General features: G+C 72.5%; 8 protein-coding genes and 1 pseudogene. 7 read left to right on the forward strand and 2 right to left on the reverse strand.

The window, feature by feature from the left end:
• Positions 1 to 162 precede the first annotated feature (162 nt).
• The 6 genes from GAS53_RS48795 (at position 163) to GAS53_RS48820 (ending at position 7,990) form a co-directional block, all read left to right on the forward strand.
• Complete coding sequence (locus GAS53_RS48795) at positions 163 to 999, forward strand: TnsA-like heteromeric transposase endonuclease subunit (protein WP_151484240.1); 837 nt, start codon at positions 163 to 165, stop codon at positions 997 to 999.
• Positions 996 to 3,107 (forward strand): transposase, encoded by a 2,112-nt coding sequence (locus GAS53_RS48800; RefSeq protein ID WP_151484241.1) that lies wholly within the window; start codon positions 996 to 998, stop codon positions 3,105 to 3,107. The genes GAS53_RS48795 and GAS53_RS48800 overlap by 4 nt, the downstream gene beginning before the upstream one ends.
• Entirely contained in the window at positions 3,104 to 5,281 is a 2,178-nt protein-coding gene (locus GAS53_RS48805) for a transposase (RefSeq protein ID WP_450165244.1), read from the forward strand. Before GAS53_RS48800 ends, GAS53_RS48805 begins: the two co-directional genes overlap by 4 nt.
• Positions 5,278 to 6,309, forward strand: a complete 1,032-nt coding sequence (locus GAS53_RS48810; RefSeq protein WP_151484242.1) for a TniB family NTP-binding protein — start codon at positions 5,278 to 5,280, stop codon at positions 6,307 to 6,309. The genes GAS53_RS48805 and GAS53_RS48810 overlap by 4 nt, the downstream gene beginning before the upstream one ends.
• The gene (locus tag GAS53_RS48815) at positions 6,306 to 7,238 is read left to right on the forward strand and encodes a TniQ family protein (protein WP_151484243.1); all 933 of its coding nucleotides are present in this window, start codon (positions 6,306 to 6,308) and stop codon (positions 7,236 to 7,238) included. The genes GAS53_RS48810 and GAS53_RS48815 overlap by 4 nt, the downstream gene beginning before the upstream one ends.
• 308 nt (positions 7,239 to 7,546) lie before the next feature.
• Positions 7,547 to 7,990, forward strand: coding sequence for a helicase associated domain-containing protein (locus tag GAS53_RS48820; RefSeq protein ID WP_151484244.1), 444 nt, complete (start codon positions 7,547 to 7,549; stop codon positions 7,988 to 7,990).
• 270 nt (positions 7,991 to 8,260) lie between these two features.
• Here the strand turns inward: GAS53_RS48820 and GAS53_RS48825 are convergent, their stop codons facing one another.
• Positions 8,261 to 9,001: a methyltransferase domain-containing protein gene (locus GAS53_RS48825; protein WP_151484245.1), complete on the reverse strand. Its 741-nt coding sequence runs from the start codon at positions 8,999 to 9,001 to the stop codon at positions 8,261 to 8,263.
• 288 nt (positions 9,002 to 9,289) lie between these two features.
• On the opposite strand from GAS53_RS48825, the gene GAS53_RS48830 reads away from it, so the two are divergent.
• The gene (locus tag GAS53_RS48830; RefSeq protein ID WP_151484246.1) at positions 9,290 to 10,084 is read left to right on the forward strand and encodes an SDR family oxidoreductase; all 795 of its coding nucleotides are present in this window, start codon (positions 9,290 to 9,292) and stop codon (positions 10,082 to 10,084) included.
• 102 nt (positions 10,085 to 10,186) lie between these two features.
• Here the strand turns inward: GAS53_RS48830 and GAS53_RS48835 are convergent.
• A pseudogene (locus tag GAS53_RS48835) lies at positions 10,187 to 10,487 on the reverse strand (hypothetical protein); the annotation flags it as partial.

Consider the following 10,487-nt stretch of genomic DNA (forward strand, 5'->3'; position numbering starts at 1 on the left):
CCGGCAGCAGGAAAGTGCAGAAGCTTGCACTGACACGGGCGGGTGCTGCGCGGCATCCTGGGCGCCCGCGCGCACGGCCCACTGACCTGGGCCGGGGCGGGCGTTGGGGTTACCGGCCGATTCGCCTGCGCGGCGCCGCCCGCATGGACTTGTCTGGAGCACGTGATCATCGAGAGCCATCACGCCGAGGTGCCTGCCGGGTTACCGGCCGCCGCCGAGGGCGGGCACCCCGCGCCGGAGGCGGGCAGCGTGGAGGCGGTCTTCGCCCACGCGGACGGGACGCGGGTGCAGCGGCGCTGGCTTGAGGCCGCTCCCGTGGTGCGGTTCGAGGACCTTGAGCCGGTGGCGCCGTTCCCGACGGTGCCCGGGCGGCGGTGGGGACCGGGCTGGTGGTGGTCGGCCACCACTCACCGGCACATCGCGCACGGCTCGCAGGCAATGTGCCTGCAACTGATGGTTCTGGACCGTGATGTGCAGGTCGTCGGACTGTCCGCGCGGCCCGTGCGGCTGCTGTGGCGCGAGCCGCAGGGCGGGCGGGTGCTGACGTGGGTGCCGCAGATCTTCGCCCGCTACGCGGACGGGACCGCTCTGCTCGCCGACTGCCCCGCCACCGCCGCGCCCGCAGGGGCGCGGGCCCGGCGGGCCGCGCACACGCTGGCGGCGGCCTGCCACGCGGTGGGTTTCCGCTACCGGCGCCTGGCCCCGCCGGAGGGGGTGCTGGCGGCGAACGTGCGGTGGCTGGCCGGCTACCGCCACCCCCGCCACCGCGACCAGTTCGGCCTTGAGCAGCCGGTGCTGGAGGCGTTCGCCACGGCACGGCCGCTGATGGAGGGCGCTCAATCGGCGGGGGACGTGCTGGCGGTGCTGCCGGTCCTCTACCACGCGCTGTGGAGCGGGCGGCTGAGCGCGGACCTCACCCGGCCGCTGGGCGAGCACACCCCGGTCGGGCCCGGCCGGACCACGTCCGATTCCCGGGACGGGGAGCGGGACGCACGGTGAGCCGGGCAGTCACAACCCCGGCCGGTGGACGCCGGGTTGAGGTGGGGGCGCAGGTCGTCTACGACGGCCGCACCTGGCAGGTGACCGGCCTGGTCGACTCCGTGGTGCGGCTGGCCGCCGAGGACGGGGCCACCGCCAGCGTGCTGGCCGCCCGTCTGGTGGCCGACCCCGGCTTCGACGTGGTCGGCGAGGCCATGCCGCCGGTGCCGTCCCAGGCGCTGTTCGAGACGGTGCCGCTCAAGGAGCAGGAGCGGGCGCTGGCCTGGCTGCGGCACATCCGCGAGGTGGAGAGCGGGCGGGCCGGCGGGCCGGGCGGCAGCGAGGTGGTGCGGCCCGAGTACGACCCGCAGCGGTTCACGCTGGCCGAGCGGGAGCAGGCCAAGGCCCAGGAACTGGCCGCGCTGGGGTGGACCAAGGTCAGCCGGACCACCGTGCAGCGGATGCGCCTGGTCTACCGCCAGGAGGGTCTGTGGGGGCTGGTCGACAAACGCACCCGGCGCACCGCCTCCCCGACCGGGCGCACGGACCAGCGGGTGGTGGCCGCAGTCCTGGAGGCGCTGCGCCAGCGGCGCGGCCGGACCCGGGGCACCGTCAAGCAGGTCATCGAGTGCGCCGAGCAGATCCTCGCCGACGCCCACGGCCCCGGCCGGGTGCCCGTCCCGGCCCGCTCGTCGCTGTACCGGCTGGTGCACACGCTCGCCGACCCGGCGGAGCGGCCGGGCCAGGCGGCGCGCACCGCGCCCGGCCCGGCCCGCTCCCCCGCCCCGGCGCCCGCGCTGCGGCCGGGCGAGCGCGTCCACATCGCCGCCGCCCGCCTCGGCGTGCAGGCCGTCGGCGATGACGGCCGCCCCCTGGCCGTGGCGGTGACGGCCGCGCTGGACGGCGCCACCGGCTGCGTCCTGGCCTGCGTGCTGCACCCCCACGACACCCTCGCCGAACTGCCGGTACTGCTGGCCGAGATGGCCGTCCCCCACCCCCTGCGCACCGGCTGGCCCACCGCCGTGGAACTCGCCCACACGAGCGTGCCGCCCCCGCGTCTGCTGTCCCTGAAGGCGCGGCTGGAAGCCGCTGCGACGCGGGCGGCGGCTGTCCCCGAAACTCTCGTCCTCGACCGCACCGCCACCGCCACGCCCGCCTTCCTCACCGTGTGCGAACACCTCGGCATCAGCCTGGAGCACGCCCCGCCGCGCCGGCCGGGCACCAAACCCGCCGCCGCGCGCACGCTGCACGCCCTCGGCGCCCTGTTCGCACGGCACACCGCGACATCCGCCACCGGATCCGCGGCCTTCCCCGGCGACGGTGCCCGCACCGGGACGTCCGGGGCGTACGGGAGCGTGCCGCAGCTGCAGGACCTGCTGGACGAATGGATCACCGCCGTCTGGCACCACCGGCCCCAGGAGGGCCTGCGGCATCCCGTGCTGCCCAGGGCGGGTCTGACCCCCCACGAGATGTGGGGCGTGCTGCTGGGCACGGCCGGATACGTGCCGCTGCCGCTGACCGGAGCGGACTTCGCCGAGCTGCTGCCGGTGTGCTGGACGGCCGTCACCGAGCTCGGCATCCGCCTGAACCACCGGATCTACGACCACCCGTGCCTGGACGAACACCGCGGCCACCCCTCCCCCACCGGCGCCCGCGACGGCAAGTGGGAAATCCACCACCACCCCTACGACCCGCGGCAGATCTTCATCCGGCTGCCCGACGGGCGGCTGCACGAGGTGCCGTGGATCCACCGCGACCACGCCACCCGGCCGTTCGCCGAGACCGCCCGGCGGCTCACGGGGCAGGCCATCGCACGCCGGGACGGCCGCCCCGGGCATGACGTGGATCCACCCGCCGCGCCCGGGCGGCTCCAGCCGGCGGCCGGTGCCGCCCGGGGTCCGGCCGTCGGGCGTGTGGAAGCGGCGGTCCTGCCCCGGGCTGCGGCCGGACCGGCCACAGCCGACCGCGACGCGGGACGCGTGCCGCAGGCGGGCGCGGCGGCGGTATCGGTGTGGCCCGGCGGCGACAGCCCCGACGAGGCGGAGGGCGCCGCCGTCCCGGCCCACGAGGGCACGGGTACGGGCGGGTTCGTGGTCTACGACGCCTGGCAGGAGGCCGAGCAGTGGTGACAGACCGCCACAGCACGGACGGGACAACGGCGGTCCCGGGCACGGCGGCCGGAAAGCCGGGAGGCCGGCGGGTGGAGGCGGGGGCGTACGTCACGTTCGAGGGCCGCAGCTGGCAGGTGGCCGCCGTCGTCTCCTCCACCGTCCGCCTCGTCGACGCGCACGGCGAGACGGCCTCGGTGCTCTCGTCGTTCCTGTTCGCCGACCCCGCCTTCACGGTGGCGGGCATGCCGGCGGCGGGCGTGCCGCTGTGGGGGCTGTTCGACTCCGTGCCGGAACGGGAGCGGGAGCGGGCCCTGGCCTGGCAGCGGCACATCCGCGAGGTGGAGACCGGGCTGAGCGGCGAGCCCGGCGGCAGCGATGTGCCCCGGCCCGCCTACGACCCGGCGCGGCATTCGCTGGCCGAGCGGGAGCAGGCCAAGGCCGACGAGCTGGCCGCGCTGGGCTGGCCGCAGGTCAGCCGGGCCACCGTGCGCCGCATGCGCGCCCGTTACCGCTCCCGGGGGCTGATGGGACTGGTGCCGCAGCGCAAGCCGTCCCGTGCGACGGGGCGGGCGGATGAGCGGGTGACGGCCGCCGTGCTGGAGGCGCTGCGCCGCCAGCGCGGCCGCTCCACCGGCACCCTGAAGGGACTGCGCCTGCTGACCGGGCAGATCCTCACCGACACCCACGGCACGGGCACGGTCGCGCTGCCGCCGCCCTCCACGTTCAACCGGCTCGTGCGCACCCTCGCCGACCCGCTGGAGCATCCCGGGCGCCCGGCCCGCACCGCCACCACCGCCCCCATGCGGCCGTTCACGCCGACGGTGGCGCTGCGGCCGGGCGAGCTGGTCCAGGTCGACACCACCCTCCTGGACGTGCTGGCCATCGGCGACGACGGGCGGCCGGTGCGCCCGGAGCTGACCATCGCCGTGGATGTGGCCACCCGTTCCGTGCTGGCCGCCGTGCTGCGCGAGGAAGGCACCAAAGCGGTCGACGCGGCCCTGCTGCTGGCGGAGATGGCCGTCCCCCACCCCGCCCGCACCACCTGGCCCAGCGCGCTGCGCCTGTCCCACGCCGCCGTCCCCTACCAGCGGCTGCTGGCCCTGGACGCACGCCTTGAACAGGCGGCGGCGCGGCCGGTGGTGGTGCCCGAGACGATCGTCATCGACCGCGGGATGGTGTTCGTCTCCGGGGCCTTCCTCGCCGCCTGCGAGAGCCTGGGGGTCAGTGTGCAGCCCGCACCGCCCCGCCACCCGGCCGCCAAGGGCACCGTCGAGCGGACCTTCGGCGCCGTGAACACCCTGTTCCTGCAGCACATCGCGGGCTACACCGGCTCCAACGTCCTTCAGCGCGGCGAGCAGGCGGCGGCCGAAACCCGCTTCACCGTGGCCCAGTTGCAGGACCTGCTGGACGAATGGATCACCGCCTGCTGGCAGCACCGCCCCCACGAGGGCCTGCGCCATCCGGTGCTGCCCAAGACGGCGCTGACGCCGAACGAGATGTGGGGTGCGCTGCTGGGGTCGGCCGGGTACGTGCCGCTGCCCCTGACCGGAGCGGACTACCTGGAGCTGCTGCCGGTGCGCTGGCATCCCGTCACCGGCCGCGGCATCCGCATCAACTACCGCACCTACGACCACGCCTGTCTCAACGAGCACCGCGGCCGCCCCTCCCCCACCGGCGCCCGCGACGGCAAGTGGGAGGTCCACCTCAACCCGCACGACGTGCGCCAGATCTTCATCCGGCTGCCCGACGGCCGCCTGCACGAGGTGCCGTGGATCCACCGCGACCATGTCCACGCACCGTTCAACGAGACCACCTGGCACGAGGTCCAAAGCGTCCTCGACCGGCGTGCCGACCGCGAGACACACGAGGCCGACCTCGCCGACGCCCTCGACCAGCTGCTGCGCCGCACCCGGCCCGCCCCCGCCCGGACCGGACCCGCAGGAGCAGGAGCGGGAGCAGGAGCAGGAGCAGCCCACGATGCGCTGCCGGCCGCCGGGACCGTCCCGGCAGCGGACAGCGCCGTGACGGTCCCGGCGCCGTGGGACGAGCACGGCAGCCTCGACGGCATCGAAGCCGTCACCGGCCCCGACGGCGGCCCCGGCCCGGACGACGACGGACCGTACGGCGAAGGCGCCCTGCCCCGGGACGGGTTCGCGCTGTATGACGCATATGAGGAAGCGGAGCACTGGTGAACAGCCCCGATGCCACTCATCCGTCCGGGGCAGCCGCCCCGGCCGTCACCACGTTCGACGGCTTCGCCCGCTTCGCCCACGCGTCCCCGCCCACACCGCCCCGGCCCGGCGACGCGCCGCGCAGCATGGAGCAACGCCTCGCCTACCACTCGCAGTTCGTCACCGTGCGCACCCCGGCCATCGAGACCCTCTCGCGCAGCGTGCGCACCCTGATGATCCTCGGCCGCCACCAGAGCGTCACCGCCCGCCCGTCCCTGATCCTCACCGGGCCCGCCACCACCGGGAAAACGACCGCGCTGCTCCAGGTCGGCCGTACCTGCCACCTCGCTCACACCCGCCGCGCCCCCGCAGGCGATACCAGCGTGCCCGTCGCCTACGTGCTGGTGCCGCCCGCCGCCACCGCCAAGAGCCTGGCCGGCGAGTTCGCCCGCTACCTCGGCATCCCCACAACCGCCCGCATGACCCAGGCCCAGATCACCACCGCGGTCTGCCACACCTACACCGCCGCCGGCGTGAAACTGGTCCTGCTGGACGAGATCCACCGGCTCAACCCGCGCACGACCAGCGGCGCCGAAGCCGCCGACTGGCTCAAAGACGTCACCGAACGCGTACCGGCGACCTTCGTCTACGCCGGGATCGACGTCACCTCCACCGCACTGTTCAGCGGGGTCCGCGGGGCCCAGCTCGCCGGGCGCGCCTCCCTCATCGACTGCACGGCCCTGCCCGCCCGCCACGGCACAAAGGAACCCTTCCGCGACCTCATCGCCGCCCTGGAGCAGGCCCTCGACCTGCACGCCCACCGCCCCGGCAGCCTGCCCCGCCTCACCCCCTACCTCCACGAACGCACCGCCGGACGCATCGGCAGCCTCGCCCGCCTCATCCGCCAGGCCGCCATCGAAGCCCTCCTGACCGGCCACGAACGCATCACCAAAACATCCCTGGAAGCGGTACGCCTGGACCACCTCGCCGAAGAGCACTACCGCCCCCGCGCCCCCCAAAGGCGCCGCGCCCGCCCGCACACCACATGACGGCTTCCACCAGTCCCGCCGGCACCGTCCACCCAGCGGTTTCCGGCCCGGCGTCACCGCCCGCGACCGGCGCGCTGCGCGTGCGGCCACTGCCCGCCGAGGCCACCGCGTCCTACCTCGCCCGCCTTGCCCACGCCTACCGCCTCACCCTGCCCCACCTGCTCGACGGCCTGGACGTCCACCTCGCCCCCGGCCCCGAAAAGGCCGCGCCCGCCGCCGAGCTCCACCTCAACCCCACAGCCCAGCAGCGCCTTTGCGTCTTCACCCACATCCCCCGCCCGCACCTGGCCCGCGCGCTGCCCCGCCTCACCCAGCCCGGCCCTCTCCACACCACCGGTCCCGGCCCGCCCACCGCACACTGGCAGCCCCTCGTGCCAGCCGTTCAGCCCCTACGGGTGTGCACCGCCTGCGTGAGCCACCGCAGCCGCGGCACCCACACCACAGCCTGGGCCTACCCCCCGAGCGCGCCCCGCCTCACGATCTGCACCCACCACCAGCAGACCGGCAGCGACCCCCGGCACACCGCCCCGCTCGACATCCGCCCCCTGCCCGAACTCACCCACACCCACCAGCAGCAGGCCCGCACCACCATCCCCGCCACCGAGCTCACCTGGGCCACCACCATCACCACCCGCTGGTACGACCACCACCAGCACCTCGCCCAGCGCTGGCACACCCGCCTGGCCCGGCTCACCACCGCCAACCCTCACACCCACCACCCCACGGCATCCCCCGCCCTCACCTGCCGCAGCCTGGTCACCTACCCCGAAACCCTCACCCTCGCCCGCGCCCTCACCCGCATCCCACCCCACGGCCTGGCCCGCACCGACCACACCGCCTTCCTCCACCACCTCGCCACCCGACTCGAACTACCCCGCCTCGCCCCCGCCACCCACGACCCCCTCTTCACCCGCCTCAACACCCGCTGAAATCCAAGCCAGCCAACCACCCGCCCCAGACCCCCAGTTGCCTCACCACGCCCCAACTACCCTGCGCAAAAATCGGCACCACACTCAGTCCACTGCGCAGCACAAACAACCAGCTCAGCCCACGCACCACCCGCCGCCGACGCCTCAGCCGCCCGTGAGCCTCCCCCACGGAACCGGCATACCGCCCAGAACAACTGAGCAACAGCAGGTCACAATCAAGATCAATAAGCAAGCGCGACAGCTACGCCACAGAGCTGTCGACAAGCCGTCAGGAGGCTCTGGCAGAGATTGATCCCGGGTGGTCCCCCGTGTGGGAAATCGGATGGCAGCGCAACTACCGGCTCGCCCTCGCACACGTGAAGGCCGGAGGCAGTCTGCCCACCGGGCCCGGAGCGGTCATCGTCCAGGGCGAAGACCTCGGGGCGTGGATCGCCGGGCAGCGGGTCGGGTGGGACAAGCTGATGCCCGCGCAGCAGTACCTGCTGGAGACACTCGGCATCGACCCCGCCGCGGAAGGCGAGACGCTCGGGCCGGTACGGCGGTCACAGGACGAACGGTGGAACACCAACCTCGCAGCGGCCCGCCAGTTCCACGCACGCGAAGGCCACCTGCGCCCCGCACGCAAGCACCTGGAGACGGTGGACGGTGAGGCAATCAAACTCGGAGCGTTCCTCGACAACACCCGGCGTCGGGCCGCCAAGTTGAGCCTCGAGCGCCGGGCGGAACTCGATGCCCTCGGCATGCGCTGGTAGGGACTGCAGGAGCCTGGCCCGGGGTGGGGGCCCTACCCGAACGCAGTCGGTACGGACCCGCGCGTGCTTGACGACAGGGTGGCGTTGGCGGTCAAGCTTTTGAGGTACACATCATCGAAGGCACTCTGCAGACCACCCTGAACAAGTGCTAAAGCGGCCCGGCAGCACCAGGGCGGCCCGAGGGTAGGACGCCGCCGCGAACTGATCACTTCTGGCGCACCGCCGTGACCGGCCCTTTCTCGCAGGCTTGAGTGTGCGGCTCGCCTGGTTCTACAGGTCGGCGACGAGCAGCCGGTAGCCGGCATCGAGGGCTTCGCAGTCGAGCAGGTCGGCATGGCGTTGGTGCCACCGGCCGGAGGACAGGTCGTCTGACAGCCGGGCCAGGCCCGGCTGGATGACTTCGTCGCTGGTCTGGGCGAACAGCGAGATACCGGCCCGCACTTCCGGGTCGAGGTATGCCTCGGGTCGGCGCCAGAAGGCGGCGAGGAATCCGTCGGTGCAGTCGTGCGGGATGGGGACGGTTTCGATGCGGGCGCCTCCCAGCAGCCTGGCCAAACGGTCGACCGCGACGGCTCGTGTGTTGTCGAACGCGGCTGCTTCGGGCAGGTACTCCTCCAGCAGCCAGAACCTGTGGTTGATGTCGGGGTCGAAGGTGAGGACGACGATCCGCTGCCGGGCGATGCGGAGGAGTTCGCCGATGCCGGCTTCCAGGTCATTCCAGTGGTGCACGGTCAGGAGGGCCATCGCCGCATCGGCCGAGTCGTCGGCCACAGGGATCGACTCAGCGGAGGCTTCCAGGGCCGGTGTGGATCCGGCTGGGCGCTGGGCGATCATCACTGAGCTGGGTTCAACAGCCAGCACCGTGTGTGACGGCTCGTAGGAGCCGGTGCCGGCTCCTACGTTGATCACAGTGGCGGCACCACCGAGGGCTTCATGGATCCTGGCGGCGATTCGGGGGTCCGGTCGCCGAGTGTCAGCGTAGGTCGCACCGATGCTGTTGTAAGTCGCCACACCGCACAGTATGCGCTTCCCGCTGACACCGGGAAGAGCTCGCAGCGTTGTCAGTTCTCATCGACATTTTCGAGCTGTCTGATCGCCAACTGCTACCCGAAACCGTCGACAAACGTTGCCCGCTTCCACTGACGAACCCACGGCCGCCGCCCCGCAGGAGCACCCTGCCGATTTCTTACCTGATCCGCTTGCTTGGAGCGCATTCCAAGGCCATAGCGTTGAGGCAGCTGAACCGAACACCCGACGCGTCGACGCATCATCCCGCACGACCAACGAGAAAGGCGGCAAGTGGTAGACAAGCAATTCACAACGCATGCAGAACTTTTCGATCTGTCTGGAAAGCGCGCGCTCGTCACCGGTGGCAGCAGAGGCATCGGGATGATGATCGCGCGTGGCCTTCTCCAGGCGGGCGTCCGCGTGGTCATCAGCTCACGCAACGCAGAAGCGTGCGCTCAGGCGCAGGAACAGCTGTCCAAATTCGGTGAGGTGCGGGCCATCCCCGCCGACCTGTCCCGCCACGACGAGTGTCGGCGACTGTCCGACCTCGTCACCGCCGACTCGGAGCGTCTCGACATCCTCGTCAACAACGCGGGCGCCATGTGGGACGAGCCGCTGGCGACGTTCCCAGACGCGGCCTGGGACACGGTCGTCGACCTCAACCTGAAGTCGCCGTTCTGGCTAGTCCAGGCGCTGCTGCCCGCACTTCGCAGGGCGGGCACCGCCGACGATCCCGCGCGGATCATCAACATCGGCAGCATCGCCGCCATCCACATCCCCCAGCGGCCCAACTACTCGTACTCCAGCAGCAAGGCCGCACTGCATCAACTCACCAGAGTGCTCGCCAAGGAACTAGGACCGCAGCACGTCACCGTGAACGCCGTGGCGCCGGGACCGTTCCCGTCGACGATGATGGCTGCAACCCTCGATGAGTTCGGCGAGGCGATCGCGGCGTCGGCCCCACTACGCCGGATCGGCCGCGACGACGACATGGCGGGTGTCGCCGTGTTCCTCGCCAGCCGGGCAGGCGCATACCTAACGGGCGCCGTGATCCCCGTCGACGGCGGCATCGCCACAACCGCGTAGGCCGCCTAATAGGACTCCGTTAAGTCTGTCTTGATCTCGGTGTCGTGCGTGTTCTCGCGGGCAGGGGCTGTTGGCAGGTGGTGCAGATGCCGGTCCAGCACCTCAGGGTGTTCTGGAGGGCGTCGAGGACTTGGTAGAGGGTGAGCCCGGTCCGGGCGCTTTTGGGGCCAGGCGCTGTTCGGTGAGGAAGGCGTGGGCGGCGGTCACGAGGGTGACGTGGTGGTGCCAGCCCGGCCAGGAACGGCCTTCGAAGTGGTCAAGTCCCAGGCCGTGCTTGAGTTCGCGGTAGTCGTGCTCGATGCCGTCGAAAAGTTGTCGCCCATTACCGTCTTCGTAGAGCCCGGTTCGGGGCTCGTGGCCTTCGGGGCCGGTATGACTCGTTGCCCCTGTCCTTGATGATCCG

Source organism: Streptomyces albicerus (genome assembly GCF_008905045.1).
GTDB lineage: Bacteria > Actinomycetota > Actinomycetes > Streptomycetales > Streptomycetaceae > Streptomyces > Streptomyces albicerus.

What these genes read in the sequence shown, in the direction of transcription:
- GAS53_RS48815 (WP_151484243.1), top strand. Translation starts at nt 6,306, where the DNA reads ATGACGGCTTCCACCAGTCCCGCCGGCACCGTCCACCCAGCGGTTTCC.